The sequence below is a fragment of the Stenotrophomonas sp. GD04054 genome (genome assembly GCF_029836955.1).
GTDB lineage: Bacteria > Pseudomonadota > Gammaproteobacteria > Xanthomonadales > Xanthomonadaceae > Stenotrophomonas > Stenotrophomonas maltophilia_A.
In genome coordinates this window covers 177,928-194,219 of record NZ_JAOECR010000002.1, presented here as the reverse complement: position 1 = coordinate 194,219, position 16,292 = coordinate 177,928, and the positions used below count along the sequence as shown (strand labels likewise).

Genomic DNA, 16,292 nt, shown 5'->3' with positions numbered 1-16,292 from the left:
ATCCAACCTTCATGTGGTGGGGCGATGGGGCGACGGTGAAGTGGCAATGAAGCGCGTTGGACGCAAACGAAAAACGCCCCCTTGCGGGAGCGTTTTTCTTGAATCTGGAGCGGGAAACGAGACTCGAACTCGCGACCTCAACCTTGGCAAGGTTGCGCTCTACCAACTGAGCTATTCCCGCTTGGGAGGCGAAATTTTACCTATTCCAAGAATGGCGTCAAGCGCTTTTTCTCAGGGTCTGCGTGGCACCTTGCATTGCGTATCCACGCATGGCATGGATCTACTATGGCATCCCCGCAAACCGATGGATCCGCATCATCTGTGGATGCGGCATTTACAGTTGATCCACGCCATGCGTGGATAAACGCACCGATGGGGTCAGAGCCCATTCCTGAGGAAAGGGATCCGCCCCCAGGGCTCAGTTGCCCAGCTTCTTCTGCCGCGCACGCTCGCGCGCAGCGCGCTCGTCATCGCGCAGGCTCGGCCAGGCGGCGTGCAGGTACTGCAGGCCCGACCACAGGGTCAGCACCGCGGCGATCGCCAGGGTCCAGTCGCCGATATGGAACACCGGCCAGCCCATCCAGATGTCTTCCACCGGCACGTTCGGTGCCACCGAATACAGCAGGCAGAGCAGCGCGACCATCTGCGCGGTGGTCTTGACCTTGCCGATCATCGCCACGCGCACCTTGGCGCGCTGGCCGAGTTCGGCCATCCATTCGCGCAGCGCCGATACCGCAATTTCACGACCAACGATCACCGCCGCCCAGAACGCCATCCACGGCGTCGGGTGACCCTGCACGATCAGGAACAGCGCCACCGCCACCATCAGCTTGTCCGCGACCGGGTCGAGGAAGGCGCCGAAGGCCGATTCCAGCTGGTAACGGCGTGCGATCCAGCCATCGAGCCAGTCGGTGATCGCGGCCAGGCCGAAGATCGCCGCCGAAGCGAAGTTGGTCCAGGTGTAGGGCAGGTAGAACACCAGCACCAGCACCGGGATCATCACGATCCGCAACAAGGTCAGCCAGGTGGGCAGGGTCAACTTCATGCTTGCGTGCTTCTCTCTCTACTCGGCCGGATCAGGCGTGGCCAACCCGTGCAGGTTAGCGTAGATACGTGCCGCGAGGGCGTCATTGATACCTTCCACCCTGGCGATTTCCGCTTCACCAGCGGCTTTCAGGCCGACCAGGCCGCCGAAATGCTTGAGCAGGCTGGCGCGGCGGCGCGGCCCGATACCAGGGATGTCCTCCAGCTTGCTGGTCATCCGCGCCTTCTGGCGGCGGCCGCGGTGGCCGGTGATGGCGAAGCGGTGCGCCTCATCGCGCACCTGCTGGATGAACTGCAGCGCCGGATTGGCCGCGCCCGGGCGCAGCTCGCGGCCATCGGGCATCACCAGCGCTTCGTGGCCGGCGCGGCGTTCCACGCCCTTGGCCACGCCCACCAGCAACACGCCTTCCACGCCCAGGTCGGCCAGCGCGGCCTGGGCCTGGGCCAACTGGCCGGCGCCGCCGTCGATCAGCAGCACGTCCGGCAGCACGCCCTGCTCTTCCACTGCACGGCGGAAGCGGCGGTCGATGGCCTGGCGCATGGCGGCGTAGTCGTCGCCCGGCTCGATGCCGCTGATATTGAAGCGGCGGTACTGCGCGCGCACCGGACCGGCGGCGTCGAACACCACGCATGAGGCCACGGTGGCCTCACCCATGGTATGGCTGATATCGAAACATTCAACACGCTTGACCGGCTCGGCCAGGCCCAGCATGTCGCGCAGCGCGTCGCTGCGCGCGTGCTGCGCGTTGCGGCTGTTGAGTTCGGTCGCCAGGGTCAGCTGCGCGTTGCGGCTGGCCAGTTCCACATAGCCGGCGCGTTCGCCGCGCACGTTCCACTTCAGCTGCACCTTGCGCTCGGCCGAGGCCGACAGCGCGGCCACCAGCAGGTCGGCATCGGGAATCTCGCGATCAAGCAGGATCTCGCGCGGCGGCTCGAATTCGATGTAGTACTGCGAGACGAACGCGGCCAGCACTTCCTCCGGGCTATCTTCACCGTTGGTGCGTGGGAAGAACGGGCGGGTACCGAGGTTGCGGCCATCGCGGAAAGCCAACAGCAGCACGCAGGCCTGCGAACCCTGCATGGCCACCGCCAGCACGTCCAGATCGGCGGCACGGCCATCCACGTACTGGCGGGTCTGCATGCTGCGCAGCGAGGAGATCAGGTCGCGCAGGCGCGCGGCCTGCTCGAACTCCAGTGCCTCGCTGGCGGCCTGCATCTGCTCGCCCAGTTCGCGGGTCAGCTTGTCGCTCTTGCCTTCCAGGAACAGTGCGGCGCGACGCACCGATTCGGCGTAGTCCGGCGCCGGCACCAGCTCCACGCAGGGCGCGCTGCAGCGACCGATCTGGTACTGCAGGCACGGCCGCGAGCGGTTGCGGAACACGCTGTCCTCGCAGCTGCGCAGCTTGAACAGCTTGTGCATCAGGTTCAGCGTTTCGCGCACGGCGGTAACGCCGGGATACGGCCCGAAGTAGCGGCCGGGAATGGCGCGCGGACCGCGATGCAGCGCGATGCGCGGCCAGTCCTCTCGGGTCAGCAGCACGTGCGGATAGGTCTTGTCGTCGCGCAACGAGACGTTGTAACGCGGCGACAGTGATTTGATCAGCTGGTTTTCCAGCAGCAGCGCCTCGGCTTCCGAGCGCGTCACGGTCACGTCCATGCGCGCGATCTGCGAGATCATCGACATGATCCGCGCGTTCTTCGGGCTGCCGTTGAAATAGCTGCCGACACGGTTGCGCAGCGCGCGCGCCTTGCCCACGTACAGCAACGTGTCGTCGGCGGCGTACATGCGGTACACGCCAGGGGCGGTACTGAGCTGGGCCGCGAAGGCCTTGCCGTCGAAGGCCGGGGCGGGAACGTCTGTCATTCGCTGATCGGGACTTCACTGAGCACGCCGCTGTCCGGGTCGAATCGCAGCACGGCATGGGCGTCGGTCTCGGCGATCCACACCGCACCGGCGCCTACCGCCAACCCCGCCGGGCCATGCAGGCGTCGTGGCAACGGCTGGGTGGTCAGTTCGCCACCGCCCAGGCGCAGCGTGCGCAGGCGGCCGTTGCCGGTATCGGCAATCCACAACAGCGGCGCATCCGGACTCAGCGCGATGGCCTGTGGGAACTGCAGGCTGGCGTCCGAACGCGGACCGTCTTCGCAGCCGAAGCGCCACGGCCCCTGCCCGACCAAGGTCTGCACCAGATCGCCGCGCAACTGCAGCGCGCGGATCGAGGAACCCAGCGCATCGGCCACGTACAGCACCTGCTGCACCACGGCCAGCGCAGTCGGCTGGGCAAAGGCAGCCAGATGCCCGCTACCATCACGCTCGTCGATGGAACCACTGCCCGCGCGCCATTGCAGGCTGCGCTGGCCCAGGTGGTAGCTCCAGATGCGGTTGTCGCCAGCCATGGCGATGTGCAGCTGGTTGTCGGCAATGGCCAGGCCGACCGGATGGTCCAGCGCAACCTGCCGCGCCTGCGCGACCGGGCCTTCCATCGGTGCACCGGGACGGCCGTTGCCGCACAGGGTATCGACGATCCCGGTCAGCAGGTTGATACGACGCACCGCGTGGTTGCCGGTGTCGGCGACGTACAGCGAATCGCGCTCCAGCACCAGCGCCTGCGGGCGGTGGAACGCGGCTTCGGCGAGGTTGCCGTCCATGAAATCGGCGGTGCCCAGCCCGAACTGGCGAAGGATGCGGCCACCATGGCTGCATTCGAGGATGCGGTGATGGCCGCTGTCGGCGATGTAGAGCCGTTCGGTGCTGACCGCCAGGCCCAGCGGGAAGCGCAGCGCCTGGCGGGGTTCCGGGTGCAGTTCGCTGCCGCCACGCGGCGGCGCCGACGGTGCGCCTTCGCACAGCGCGTTCAAGGCACGCTCCAGCTCACCGGGTGCACCCTGCCCGACCAGCCGTTGCTGTTCGCGGCCCTGCGCATCCAGCAGCACCAGGGTCGGCCAGGCGGTGATGCCGAAGCGGCGCCAGCCATCCCAGTCGGCATCAAGCAGCACCGGCATCGTCAGGCCCTGGCGACGCAGCAGCTTCAATGCGGCGCCGGCCTCGCGTTCGAAATCGAAGCGCGGCACCTGCAGCACCAGCGGCTGCAGCTTGCCGGGGTGGCGCGACAGCCATTGGCCGAACTCGGCCAGGCGTTGCGCGCTCCAGGCGGAGGCGGCGTTGACAAACAACAGCGCCACCGGCCGACCGCGCAGTTCGGTCAGGGTGCAGGGGGTGGCGTTGAGCCAGGTGGCGAACTCGGGCAGGTCCGGGACGGGCTGGACGTTCATGGCCCGATTATGCCGGAGTCGGCGTCATGCAACAGTCGTGCCACGGCACGTTTTGCAGCATCGTCGACCAATGTCCAGACCTGTTCGAAATGCTCACTTCCGCCGGTGTACGGGTCCGGGATCGCACCCCTGCCCTGCCCGCCGGACCACGGCAGGTACAGCGCCAGGCGTTCGCGCTGGGCGGGTGTGGCCAGCCGACCCGCATCGCGCAGGTTGGCCTCATCGGCGCACAGGATCCAGTCGAAGCGGTCGAAATCCGCGACCTGCAGCTGGCGCGCGCGCAGGCCGCCGATGTCCACGCCATGCCCGGCCGCGCAGCCGATCGCTCGCCGGTCCGGTGGCTCGCCCACATGCCAGTCGCCGGTGCCGGCCGAATCGACCTGCACCCGACCAGCCAGCGGCGAGGCGTCCAGGCGCGCGCGCAGCGCTCCTTCGGCCATCGGCGAACGGCAGATGTTGCCGAGGCAGACGACCAGCAGCTTCATCGGGCAGCCAGCGTCTGCAGCAATGCTTCAGCGCGTTCCAAGTCCTCGGGCGTGTCGATGCCCGGCGGGAACGGTTCGGGCGAGATCGCCACGCTGATCGGGAAACCCGCTTCCAGCACGCGCAGCTGTTCCAGCGATTCGATCTGCTCCAGCTGGCCCGGCGGCATCGCCGCGAACTGCTGCAGGAAACCGGCGCGATAGCCGTAGATGCCGATGTGGCGCAGCCAGTTGTGACCGGCCGGCAGCGTGTCACGGCTGCGTGCAAAGCCATCGCGGTGCCAGGCGATCGGGGCGCGGCTGAAGTACATCGCCTCGTTGCGCACGTTGCGCACCAGCTTCACCACGTTCGGGTCGAACAGGGTATGCGCGTCTTCGACGGTCGTGGCGAGGGTCGACATCGGTGCATTGCCTTCAACCAGTGCCTGGGCAACCGCGCCGATACCCGCCGCCGGCGCGAACGGCTCGTCGCCCTGCAGGTTGACCACGACGGTGTCATCGGCCCAGCCGGCGATGCGCGCGCACTCGGCCAGGCGGTCGGTACCGGAGGCATGCGAGGTGGCGGTCATCGCCACCTTCACTTCGGCCAGGCCGGACAGTGCGTCGGCAATGCGTTGATCGTCGGTGGCGACCCAGACCTCGCCGGCACCGGCCTGCAGCGCGCGACGCGCCACGTGCAGCACCAGCGGCTCACCGCCCAGCGGGCGCAGCGGCTTGCCCGGCAGCCGCGAGGCGGCATAGCGGGCCGGGATGGCGACGACGAATTCGGTCATGGGGCGGTACTCGGCAGGCTCGTTACAACGGGAATGCGGCCGGCGGCGTATGAATGCAAGCGCCGCCGCGCCACTCAGTTCGGTCGCAGCTTGTCCAGGCGGTCGGTCAGCGCCACCCAGAATGCGGCAGGCAGCTCGGCGCGCAGCGGGACCGCGTAGTGCCAGTCATTGCCGAACGCGCGGCATTTCACCGCGTCCTTCTCGGTCATCAGCACCGGCAGCTGGCTGCCAAAGGACAGGTCCTGCGGCTGATAGGCCTGATGGTCAGCGAAGGCGTGCGGCACGACACCGATGCCACGCGCGCGCAGCATGTCGAAGAAGCGCTGCGGGTGGGCGATGCCGGCCACGGCGTGCACGCGCTGGCCCTTGAAATACGACAGCGGACGGGCACGGCCACCGGCCAGCGGTTGTGCGCTGTCGATGTGCAGGGCCATCGGCCACTGGCCGAAGCCGCAGGCCTGTGCTGCAGTCTCCTCATCGGCCTGGCCGAGGTTGACCACGCGGAAATCGCACTCGCTGGCGCGGCTGACCGGCTCACGCAGCGGCCCGGCCGGAATCATCCGGCCATTGCCGTAGCGGCGCTGCGCATCGACCACTTCGATCTCGATGTCGCGTGCCAGCCGGTAGTGCTGCAGGCCGTCGTCGCAGACGATCACATCGCAGCCGGCCTCGATCAGCGCCTTGCCGGCTGCAACACGATCACTGTCCACGCGCACCGGCACGCCGGTCTTCCAGGCAATCAGCACCGGCTCGTCGCCACCCTTGGCGGTCGGCGTATCGGCCTTTACCCACAGCGGCTTGTCGGCATCTTCGCGGCCGTAGCCACGACTGGCCACGCCCGGCTTCCAACCAGCGGCACGCAGGCGCTCCACCAGCGCGATGGTCAGCGGCGTCTTGCCAGTTCCACCGGCGGTGATGTTGCCAACCACGATGACCGGCACCGGCAGCGTGTAGCGCTTGCGCCAGCCACGCCGATAGGCGCGCCGGCGCAGCGCGGTGACGCCGGCATACAGCGGCGCCAGCAGGCGCATCGCCCACGGAACCGGGGTGCCGTCGTACCAGTACGGCGGGGTCTGGGTACCCTTGCCGGCCATCAGTCCTGCCTTTCGCGGAACTGCATGCTGTGCAGATGCTGGTACAGGCCACCCATGGTGAGCAGCTCTTTGTGGGTACCGCGCTCGACGATGCGACCGTGGTCCATCACCAGCACCTGGTCTGCATGCTCGATGGTCGACAGGCGATGCGCGATGACCAGCGTGGTGCGCTCGGGCATCAATCGCTGCAGCGCGTCCTGCACCAGGCGCTCCGACTCGTTGTCCAGCGCTGCGGTGGCTTCATCGAGGATCAGGATCGGCGCGTCGCGCAGGATCGCACGCGCGATCGCCAGGCGCTGGCGCTGGCCACCGGACAGCAGCGCGCCGTTCTCGCCCACCGGGGTCTGCAGCTGCTGCGGCATGCGTGCGATGAACTCCCAGGCATTCGCGGCTTCAGCTGCCGCTCGGATCTGTTCATCCGTCGCGTCCATGCCATAGGCGATGTTGGCGCCGATGGTGTCGTCGAACAACATGACCTTCTGCCCGACCATCGCCACCTGGCGACGCAGGTCGGCCAGCGGATAGTCGTCCAGTGCCACCCCGTCGAGGGTGATACGCCCGCCGCTGGGTTCGTAGAAGCGCGGCACGAGCCGGATCAGGCTGGTCTTGCCGCTGCCGGATCGACCAACGATGGCGGTGACCGTACCCGGCTTGGCCACGAAGCTGATGTCGTCCAGGGCGATGCCACTGTCTTCGCGGTAACGCAGCATGACGTGCTCGAAGGCCAGTTCGCCACGCACGCGCTGCACCGTGTTGCGGCCTTCGTCGCGCTCGACCGGCATGTCGAGGATGTCGAACAGGCGCTCGGCGGCGGACACACCGCGGGAGATCGAGGACTGCACGCTGGTCAGGCGGCGCAGCGACGGGATGATCGCCGTCATCGAGATCATCAGGCCCATGAACTGGCCGGCATTGAGGCGCCCTGCCAGTGCTTCACGGGTCGACACCCAGACGATCACCGCCAGCGCCAGCGCGGCCAGGAACTGGACCACGCTGGAGGCACCGGCACGGGTGATTTCCACCTTCATGTTCAGCGCCAGCATGCGGTTGGCCAGGCGCGAGTAGCGCGACATCTCATGCTGCTGGGTGCCGTGCACCTTCACTTCCTGCTGGGCCGCCAGTGACTGCTCGGCGGTCTGCGCCATCGTGCCCATGCCGTCCTGGATACCGCGGCTGATGCGCCGGTAGCGCTTGCCCACGTAAGACACGATCACGCCGATCATCGGCACCACCACCAGCATGGCCACGGTCACCTTGACGCTCATCTGCAGCATCACCGCCAGCATGGCGATGATGGTCAGGGTGTCGGCAACCACGGTCTTGAGCGCATCGGCGCTGGCCTGGGTGACCTGCTCGGTATCGAAGTTGAGGCGGCTGACCATCACCGGCGTCGATTCGGTATCGAAATGCGAGGACGGCAGGTGCAGGTACTTGGCCAGCACCTGTTCACGCAGGTCGCGCACCACGCTGCGACCGGTCTTGGCCAGCGCGTAGTCGCTCACCCAGGTGGCGGCGCTGCGCATCAGGAACAGGCCAAGGATGGTCAGCGGCAGGATCACCGCCATTTTCGGTTCGGGATTGACGAAGCCACGGTTGACCAGCGGCTCCATCAGCTTGGTGAAGTGGTAGCCGGCTACCGACTCCACCGCCATGGCGATGACGGCGGCGACCATCATGCCACAGTAGGCACGGGTGTATCCCAGCAGACGTTTGTAGATCGGCCACACCGGCGCGTGTTTGGAACTCATGGACGCACCTCGGGTGCTGTTGCAATGGCAATACGGCGGAAGCCGAGCTGACCCAGCGCATCCTGCGCGGTCACCACGGCCTGATAGGGCGTGCGGGCATCGGCACGCAACAGCACCGGCTGGGTGCGGTCGCTGCCGGCAACGGCCGCGATGGTCTGCTTGACCGACTCGACGTCGCTGCGCAGCACTTCCTGGTCATTGATGAAGTAGCGGCCTTCGGCGTTGATCAACACGCTGAGCGAGCGCGGCGGCTCATTGCTGGGCTGCTGGCTGGCCGTAGGCAGCTCCACCTGGAGTGTCGAGCGCGCATCGAAGGTGGTGGTGACCACGAAGAAGATGATCAGCACCAGGATGACGTCGATCAGTGGCACCAGGTCGATATGCGGCTCATCCTGGGATCGGTCGTTGCCGATACGCATCGATCAGGCCTTCGCCGTGGCCGCGCCGGCCGGGCGCGTGGCAGCAGCAGGGTTCATCACGCCGGGGCGGCCATCCAGCGTATCCAGCAGCGCGCTGGCTTCCTGCTCCATCTCTACCACGTAACCGTGGATACGGCCCTTGAAGTAGCGGTGGAACATCAGCGCTGGAATGGCGACGATCATGCCGGTGGCGGTGCACACCAGCGCCTTGCCGATACCACCGGCCAGCTGGTTCACATCACCCACGCCATGGTCGAGGATGCCCAGGAACATCTGGATCATGCCGATCACCGTGCCCAGCAGGCCCAGCAGCGGCCCGGCCGATGCGATGGTGCCCAGCGCGTTGAGGAAACGCTCCATGCGGTGCACCAGGTGGCGGCCGGTGTCTTCGATGCGCTCGCGGATCTGGTCGCGCGGGCGGTTGCGTGCTTCCAGCGCGGCGGCCAGCAGCGCGCCCAGCGGCGAGTTCGCACGCAGGGTCTGCAGGTGGGCCGGGTCGAGCTTGCCGCGTGCCGCCCAGTTGCGCACTTCCTGGCCGAGGCCGGGCGGCAGCACTTCAGTACGTCGCAGGGACCAGAAACGCTCCAGGATGATCGCCAAAGCCAGTACGCCCAACAGCAGCAGCGGCACCATCGGCCAGCCACCGGCCTTGACCAGTTCCCACACGTTTCAACCCTCCGGCCCAACGGCCGCTTGTTCGATCGGCGATAGGATAGCAGCCGACCGCGCCCGCCCAGCGGCATCCCACCACCGGGATGCGTGGATGCGCTGTTCACGCAGCTGCAGCCCTTGTGCGCCAAGCCATATGCGGATCGCCCCGGAATCGGCCGTGGCCAGCACCTCGGCCCCTTGCGCCTGCCAGCGCTGGACCACGTCCTGGCGGGGGTGCCCGAAGCGGTTGCGGTGCCCGGCCGAGACCACCGCCAGCCGTGGCGCCACGGCCTCGACCCACGGCGCGCTGGAACTGCCACCGCTGCCATGGTGCGGCACAAGCACCACATCCGCCTTCAGCGCTGCCGGGTATGCCTTCAGCAGCGCCTGCTCGGCCGGGCGGCCGATATCGCCAGGCAGCAGGACCACGCCGTGACGGCTGGCGACGCGCAGCACGCAGCTGTCCTCGTTCTCGGCCTGGCGGCTGCCCGGCGCCGGGTGCAGGACCTGGAAATCAACCCCGTCCCACTGCCAGCGCATCCCCTGCTGGCAGGGCGTGGCGCCGGCGATGGTGCTGCCCGGTGGCGCCAGCAGCTGCAGCCCGGGCAACTGCCTTCGCAGGCCCGGTAGGCTGCCGGTGTGATCAAGATGGTCATGGCTGAGCATCGCCTGCTGCGGCGGCCCCTGTCCGAGCGCGCGCAGGGCCGGGACCAGAATGCGTTCGTTGCCGTCGCCGCCGGTCGGCGGCCCCACGTCGTACCAGAGCGCGTGCCGCGCCGTACGCACCAGCACCGCGGTGCCCTGCCCTACGTCGTGCACCAGCAGCTCCAGTTCGCCTTCAGCCGGTGCATGCCGGGCGGGCCACAGAAGCGGCAGGCACAGCAGCAGGCCTGCCAGGCCACCGCCAGCGCCGCGTGGCAGCAGCCACCAGAACACCCCCGCCACTGCCGCCGGCACCGCCCAGCGCGGTGCCTCGGCCAGCCACCACATCGCCTGCGGGTGCAGCGCCAGTGGCTGCAGGGCCTGCCAGCTGAGCTCGAACAGCCAGGCGGCGGCGCGCCATGCCCAGCGCCCGGCGCCATCCTGCAACGCGTGCAGGCCGGTACCCAGCAGCGACAACGGCACCACCAGCAGGGTCCACCACGGAATGATCGGCAGATTGACCAGCGGCCCCAAGCGCGCGGTGCCGCCGAACAGGGCTACGCACAGCGGCAACAGGCCGAGGCTGGCCACGCCCTGGGCGGCCAGAAAGCCGCGCAGGCCCCCACCGACGCCGTCCGGCCCGGTTCGTGGCAGGCACCACAGCAGCCACAGCACGCCCCCGAAACTGAGCCAGAAGCCGGCCGACAGCACCGACAGCGGCGCCGGCAGCAGCATCACCATCGCGGCCAGGGCCAGTCCCTGCCCCGCACCCACCGGGCGACGCCCGGCACGGGCCAGTGCCACCAGCCCGATCATCAGCGCCGCACGCACTGTTGGAAGCGCGCCGCCGGCGGCCACGGCATAGACGGCTGCGGCCAGCGCCGCGCCCCATGCCGCCGCCTGCGGCCGAGGCCAGAACCGTCCCAGCACCGGGCACAGCCACCACGACACGCGGCACAGCAGTACGCCAAAGCCAGCCACCACGCCCACGTGGAAACCGGAGATGGCGACCAGATGGGTCAGGCCCAGCGCGCGCAGGTGCTCCCAGTCGGCATCGGACAGGCCGCGCGTGTCGCCCAGTGCCAGGGCCTGCACGAACCGCGCGGCAGGATGTGCCACCTGCGTTGCGATGGCGTCACTGCTGCGCTCGCGCCAGGCCGGCAGGCCCTGCGCAGGCGCGCGCTCACGCGCCGCGCCGGGGTCGCGCACCGTGCCATTGCCGGAAATACCGCGCAGCAATGCATGGCGTTCGCCGTCGAAGCCGCCAGGATTGATCCGCGAGCGTGGCGCGCGCACGCGCAACGACAACTGCCAATGTGATCCCGCACGAACCGCGTGGCGCCCGCCCTCCGCCTCGTGCGCTGGCGATCCGCGCCACGGGTCGTTCCAGGTGACCTGCAGGCGCTTGCCACGCAGCACTGGCAGCGCATCGGCCTCATCCACGTGCAGCACGAAACGCGTGTAGCCGGGCCCTCTCCGTGGAAGATCGGCCACCCGCCCCCGCACCTGCACATCCTGCGGCGGCGCACCGGGTGGAAGCTGGCCGTGCAGGGCCCACTGCCCGTGCACTGTTGCCCATGCCAGGCCGAGCAGGACTGCAGCCCACGCGCGGCCGCGCCAGCGCAGCAGCCAGCCCGCGACGCCGGCAACGGCCATCGGCGCGCTCAGCCATAACGGCAGCAGTGCCGGCATCTGCACGCAGGCCAGCGCGCCCAGCACCAGGCCGGCGGCGCAGCCGGGGCCGAACAGGGCCGGAGCGGAACGTTCGGGAACCATTCCAGCAGCCTGCCGAGGGACGTGGCAGGTTGCCTATCGGGGATTTCCCCGCGTGGCTGTCAGCGCCGGACGGTGCCGCGATGGAAGTTGACACGGAAACTGGCGCCACCACCGGCCGCCTCGCCGACGCTGACCGATCCGCCATGGTGCTGCACGATTTCCTTCACCAGATGCAGGCCCAGGCCACTGCCGCTACCCGCTGCGCGCAGACGATGGAACGGCTCGAAGATCGCTTCACGGTCGCCCACCGGAATGCCGGCGCCCTGGTCGCTGACCTCCAGCAGGCCACGTGCATCCAGGCGCACGCAAATGGTGCCGCGTCCGCCGCCGTGGACGATGGCGTTGTGCACCAGATTAGCGATCACCCGCCCCAGCGCCAGGCTGTCGCCATGGATCCACACTGGCATCTCGGGCGCATCCACTTCGAAGCCGTAACCGGCCCCCACCACCAGCGGCGCCAGATCGGCGGCCGCTTCGCGCACCAGCAACGCCAGATCCAGCCGCTGCAGTGCGCCGACATTACGATCAAGTCGCTGCAGGTCAAGCAGGTGCTCGGCAACGTTACCGAGCCGCGCAACGTCGGTCAGCAGCTGCGACTTCAGCTCGCCCTGCGGCAACTGCGACAGGCGCGCCTGCACTACTGCAATCGGCACCCGCAGTTCGTGCGCGGCATCGGCGAGGAACTTGTCACGCGCGGCATACCCCTGCTGCACCTTGTCGATCGCGTCGTTGAAGGCTTCCACCAGCGGTGCGACCTCGGTCGACACCAGCTGCGCATCCAGACGCGCCCCCGGCTGGCCGATATCCAGCTCCTTGGCCTGTTGTGCGGAGCGGCGCACGCCGCGCATCGCGCGGTGGATCACGGTCGGCATGACCAGTAGCGTGATCACGATCAGCGGCAGGAAAAACCACAGCCCGATCAGGCGCAGCACCATCAGCGCACCGTCCAGCAACCCGCCCTTCGGCGCCCCACCCACCATCACCGTGATGCGCCGCCCGTCCTCCTTGCGGATCATGACCCGCGCCACGTCCAGGTACGGCGGCACCAGCGAGCCGAGTTCGGTGGCACCCAGCGTCGGCAGGCGCGCGAGCAGCGGGGCGTGGATCGCCGGAATCGTGCCGCGTTCCAGCCAGACCCCCTTGTCGTCGACCGCCGCGAACCAGAGGTTGCCCCCGGCCTCGGCGTCGAGCTTGTTCCAGCGCGCCTGGTCCAGCACCAACCGCCCGCCTTCACTGTGCACGGCCTTGGCCACGGCTTCAGCCATGAACATGTCCATGCCCCAAGTGTCCTTGTCGCCCCAGGTCAGGATCAGCGCAACAACTGCGAACAGCACGGTGAAGGCCTGCGCCAGGAACAACCGCCAGGCCAACCCCAGCGTGATGGAACGGATCGGACGTGTCGGACGCGCCATCTCAGGCCTCCGCCAGCAGGTAGCCGACGCCCCGGATCACATGGATTTCAACGCCCGCCCCGGCCTGCTGCAGCGCCTTGCGCAGCTTGGAAATGTGCGCATCGAGCGCATTGGACTGGATCTCATCGTCGAAGCCGTACACCGCGGCCTCCAGTGCCGTGCGGGTGACCGTGCGCCCCTGGCGCATCGCCAGTGCCTGCAGCACCAGCACCTGGCGCCGCGGCAGCGCCAGCGGTTGGCCCTCCACCTGTGCCTGCAGCGATTCGAAGTCGAATTCCAGCCGGCCCAGATGCAGGCTCGGTGTCACCATCGCCGAGGGCCGCCGCGAGACAGCACGGATCCGCGCCATCAGCTCCTCGATCGCCACCGGCTTCACCAGGTAGTCGTCGGCACCGACATCCAGGCCCTCGACCTTGTCTGACAACCTGCCCTTGGCCGTCAGCATGATCACCGCCAGGTTCGGGCGCAGCGCGCGTGCGGTGGCGACGAAAGCCACGCCATCGCCATCGGGCAGCTGGCGGTCCAGCAGCATCAGCTGATGCACCGGCTCGCGCAGCGCAACCGCGGCTTCGGCCAGGCTGCCGACCACGTCGGCGACCACGCCCTGCCGCTCCAGGCCCGACTGCAGGGCTCGGGACAGATCGGGATCGTCTTCGACCAGGAGAATGCGCATCAGGGGCTCGGCTACCGGAAACGGTGCCGATCATAGTGCCTGGCGCCAGGTTTGGGCGTCTTCGTGTGCCAGTTGCGAAGGCGCAATGTTCTGACAATGTTGTGCCCGCACCATGCACAGCCATCCCCCGCAAAGTGGTTGATCGATGCCGTCGCTGTCCCCGACCCTGCTGCGCCCGTTGCTGTTCTCCGCTGCCATCGGCCTGCCGTTGATCACCCACGCCGCCGACCGGAACCCGGGCGTGCAGGCCGGTATCAGTGCCGGCGCGACCTCGGGGGCGTACGCCCACTACGACGTCAAGCCGCTGGTCGTACCGTCCATTGCCTGGCAGGGCGAGCGCTTCTTCGCCAGCCCGGGCTCGCTGGGCATGTACCTGTACAAGCGCGAGGGCCTGCGCCTGTCGGCGGCAGTCACGCCCTACACGCTGCGCTTCAAGACCGACGACGTGAACGATCCGCAGCTGCGTCGCCTGCACAGCCGGCAGATGTCGGCCATGGCCGGCATCAACGGTGAGTACAGCGCCGACTGGGGCATCGTCGAGGCCAGCGTGATGCGCGAGGTCACCGGGCACGGAGGTGGCATGGAGTCGCGCCTGCACTACAGCTATCCGATCCAGGCCGGTCGCTTCACCTGGGTGCCCAAGGTCGGCGTGGTGCACTCCAGTGCGCGCCTGCTCGACTACTACTACGGCATCACCGACGAAGAAGCGCTGCGCTCGGGACTTGCCGCCTACAACCCGGGCAGCGCGACATCACCGAGCCTGCAGATCGCAGTCAGCACGCCCTTGGGCACGAAGTGGCGCGCGACCGGCGTCGTCGCCAACCAGTGGTTCGGCGATGCAGTAAAGGACAGCCCGATGGCCCGTCGCGGTACGCAGACGTCGGCCTTCGTTTCCCTGATGCGCTCGTTCTGATCGAGCGCCCGCAACGGACAAGGACCCCCCATGGCCTCCGTCTCCCCTGCTGCTGAAGCGCACGCGATCCTGCGTGCCCCCGACCTGGACAGCGCCGAGCGCGCCTACCTGGGGCTGCTGCCCGACCTGGAACACGTGAACGCGCTGACGCGCCGCGCACTGGGCCTTTCGCGTGCTACCGATGCGGCACGCGGCTATGCGTTGTCGATGATGCTGGTGGGATTGCGCCTGCAGGAACTTGAGATGGGCGAAGCAACCGCAAAGGAACATCGCCAGGCCACCCTGCGCAGCCTGCGCCAGGCCTTCAGCGCCTGAGCGCAGGCCAGCAACGCTGCCGGTGCTGCAGGGCAGCGGGAAGACTCAGCGGAACGTGGTCCACGCCAGCACTGCCGCCAGCAGGGCCACCCAGATCACCGCCTTGAAGGTACCCTCCAGCATGTTGCCGCCGAACAGCAGTTCGATGATGGGATTGGGCCGGGAAACCGGAACGTGATCACTCATGCGGCAGCTCCTTGCAGTGACGGCGCGATTGCGCGGTAGACCGGAGTCTACGCCTGCACGGCCCGGATTCATCGCCCCCCGGCCGTCTTTGGCGGTTCAATTCCGGCCTTCGTCGCAGGCCGGCTGCAGCACCCCACATGTCATGCCAGCCTGCGTGCACTTTCCCGCTGGAGCACCGTGCCATGCCGATGCTTGCCCTGATGCTGCTGCTCTCCAGCCTGTTCGGCGCTGGCAACGGGCCCACTGAAGAGGCCCTTCGCAGCCAGATCCTGCGTGCCGAAACCCAGCAGCCGGACGTCGTACGACAGGATTGCGGTTCGCCCTCCCTGCTGCTTTACCGGCTGCGCCAGGACCGGGTCCTGAGGCTGGCCAACCAGCCCCTGCAACACGAACCCGGCGTTGCCCAGCCCACGCGTGGTGCGACGGTTCGCGTCGCCCAGCTCTGGGAGCGCGTGGACGGTCACTGGAAGCTGCAGCGGATGATCAGCGTCGAAGACCTGGTCGTGCAACGCTGACCATGTGGAACCGTGATCGATGCCTGAAACGAGAAAAGCCGGCACAAGGCCGGCTTCCGTCGTGATCCACCGCTGCACCGGCAATGCCGGGAGCCAGGTGGTGGGCGGTACAGGGTTCGAACCTGTGACCCCTACCATGTCAAGGTAGTGCTCTACCGCTGAGCTAACCGCCCATCTTGTTCTTGCCGCCCGAAAGCTGGCCTTGCTACGTAAAAACCCGGCGCCAGGGCCGGGCTTTGCAGTTCACGACAGCCCCCTTCCAGAGACTTCGTGGTGGGCGGTACAGGGTTCGAACCTGTGACCCCTACCATGTCAAGGTAGTGCTCTACCGCTGAGCTAACCGCCCGTTTTTGCTTCTGAACGTCCGCGATTGCGT

Annotated in this window: 16 protein-coding genes and 3 tRNA genes; 3 read left to right on the top strand and 16 right to left on the bottom strand. The window is 68.0% G+C overall.

From position 1 onward, the window contains the following. Positions 1–105: 105 nt before the first annotated feature. The 13 genes from N7573_RS02650 to N7573_RS02590 form a co-directional block, all read right to left on the bottom strand. Positions 106–181 (bottom strand) — tRNA-Gly (locus N7573_RS02650). 237 nt (positions 182–418) lie between these two features. Next, the gene (pgsA, locus tag N7573_RS02645) at positions 419–1,045 is read right to left on the bottom strand and encodes a CDP-diacylglycerol--glycerol-3-phosphate 3-phosphatidyltransferase (RefSeq protein WP_012510614.1); all 627 of its coding nucleotides are present in this window, start codon (positions 1,043–1,045) and stop codon (positions 419–421) included. Between the two features lie 18 nt (positions 1,046–1,063). Further along, complete coding sequence (uvrC, locus tag N7573_RS02640) at positions 1,064–2,908, bottom strand: excinuclease ABC subunit UvrC (protein WP_279912296.1); 1,845 nt, start codon at positions 2,906–2,908, stop codon at positions 1,064–1,066. After that, complete coding sequence (locus N7573_RS02635) at positions 2,905–4,317, bottom strand: hypothetical protein (RefSeq protein WP_197655532.1); 1,413 nt, start codon at positions 4,315–4,317, stop codon at positions 2,905–2,907. The genes uvrC and N7573_RS02635 overlap by 4 nt, the downstream gene beginning before the upstream one ends. Next, positions 4,314–4,802, bottom strand: a complete 489-nt coding sequence (locus N7573_RS02630; protein ID WP_197655533.1) for a low molecular weight protein-tyrosine-phosphatase — start codon at positions 4,800–4,802, stop codon at positions 4,314–4,316. The genes N7573_RS02635 and N7573_RS02630 overlap by 4 nt, the downstream gene beginning before the upstream one ends. Then, positions 4,799–5,572: a 3-deoxy-manno-octulosonate cytidylyltransferase gene (gene kdsB, locus N7573_RS02625; protein ID WP_197655534.1), complete on the bottom strand. Its 774-nt coding sequence runs from the start codon at positions 5,570–5,572 to the stop codon at positions 4,799–4,801. The genes N7573_RS02630 and kdsB overlap by 4 nt, the downstream gene beginning before the upstream one ends. Positions 5,573–5,646: 74 nt before the next feature. Continuing rightward, positions 5,647–6,666, bottom strand: coding sequence for a tetraacyldisaccharide 4'-kinase (gene lpxK / locus N7573_RS02620; RefSeq protein ID WP_032128905.1), 1,020 nt, complete (start codon positions 6,664–6,666; stop codon positions 5,647–5,649). Then, entirely contained in the window at positions 6,666–8,414 is a 1,749-nt protein-coding gene (gene msbA, locus N7573_RS02615) for a lipid A export permease/ATP-binding protein MsbA (protein WP_279912295.1), read from the bottom strand. The genes lpxK and msbA overlap by 1 nt, the downstream gene beginning before the upstream one ends. After that, the gene (locus N7573_RS02610) at positions 8,411–8,833 is read right to left on the bottom strand and encodes a biopolymer transporter ExbD (RefSeq protein WP_032128903.1); all 423 of its coding nucleotides are present in this window, start codon (positions 8,831–8,833) and stop codon (positions 8,411–8,413) included. The genes msbA and N7573_RS02610 overlap by 4 nt, the downstream gene beginning before the upstream one ends. A gap of 3 nt (positions 8,834–8,836) precedes the next feature. Beyond that, complete coding sequence (locus N7573_RS02605) at positions 8,837–9,499, bottom strand: MotA/TolQ/ExbB proton channel family protein (protein WP_019337175.1); 663 nt, start codon at positions 9,497–9,499, stop codon at positions 8,837–8,839. Between the two features lie 3 nt (positions 9,500–9,502). Continuing rightward, the gene (locus tag N7573_RS02600) at positions 9,503–11,902 is read right to left on the bottom strand and encodes a DNA internalization-related competence protein ComEC/Rec2 (protein ID WP_279912294.1); all 2,400 of its coding nucleotides are present in this window, start codon (positions 11,900–11,902) and stop codon (positions 9,503–9,505) included. Positions 11,903–11,961: 59 nt separating this feature from the next. Further along, positions 11,962–13,314: a HAMP domain-containing sensor histidine kinase gene (locus N7573_RS02595; protein ID WP_049399928.1), complete on the bottom strand. Its 1,353-nt coding sequence runs from the start codon at positions 13,312–13,314 to the stop codon at positions 11,962–11,964. A gap of 1 nt (position 13,315) precedes the next feature. Then, positions 13,316–13,987, bottom strand: coding sequence for a response regulator transcription factor (locus tag N7573_RS02590; protein ID WP_032128900.1), 672 nt, complete (start codon positions 13,985–13,987; stop codon positions 13,316–13,318). A gap of 145 nt (positions 13,988–14,132) precedes the next feature. Between N7573_RS02590 and N7573_RS02585 the strand changes: the two genes are divergently transcribed. Further along, positions 14,133–14,900 (top strand): MipA/OmpV family protein, encoded by a 768-nt coding sequence (locus N7573_RS02585; protein WP_049412592.1) that lies wholly within the window; start codon positions 14,133–14,135, stop codon positions 14,898–14,900. A 30-nt stretch (positions 14,901–14,930) separates the two neighbouring features. Then, positions 14,931–15,215, top strand: coding sequence for a hypothetical protein (locus tag N7573_RS02580; RefSeq protein WP_279912293.1), 285 nt, complete (start codon positions 14,931–14,933; stop codon positions 15,213–15,215). A 45-nt stretch (positions 15,216–15,260) separates the two neighbouring features. Here the strand turns inward: N7573_RS02580 and N7573_RS02575 are convergent, their stop codons facing one another. Next, positions 15,261–15,401, bottom strand: a complete 141-nt coding sequence (locus N7573_RS02575; RefSeq protein WP_165929929.1) for a hypothetical protein — start codon at positions 15,399–15,401, stop codon at positions 15,261–15,263. A 182-nt stretch (positions 15,402–15,583) separates the two neighbouring features. Here N7573_RS02575 and N7573_RS02570 point away from each other — a divergent pair, with 182 nt between their 5' ends. Next, a complete protein-coding gene (locus tag N7573_RS02570; protein WP_049423238.1) occupies positions 15,584–15,916 on the top strand; it encodes a hypothetical protein in 333 nt (110 codons plus the stop codon). 98 nt (positions 15,917–16,014) lie between these two features. Here the strand turns inward: N7573_RS02570 and N7573_RS02565 are convergent. Together N7573_RS02565 and N7573_RS02560 are read right to left on the bottom strand one after the other, a co-directional pair. Further along, a tRNA-Val gene (locus N7573_RS02565) sits at positions 16,015–16,089 on the bottom strand. 98 nt (positions 16,090–16,187) lie between these two features. Next, positions 16,188–16,262 (bottom strand) — tRNA-Val (locus N7573_RS02560). Between the last annotated feature and the right edge of the window lie 30 nt (positions 16,263–16,292).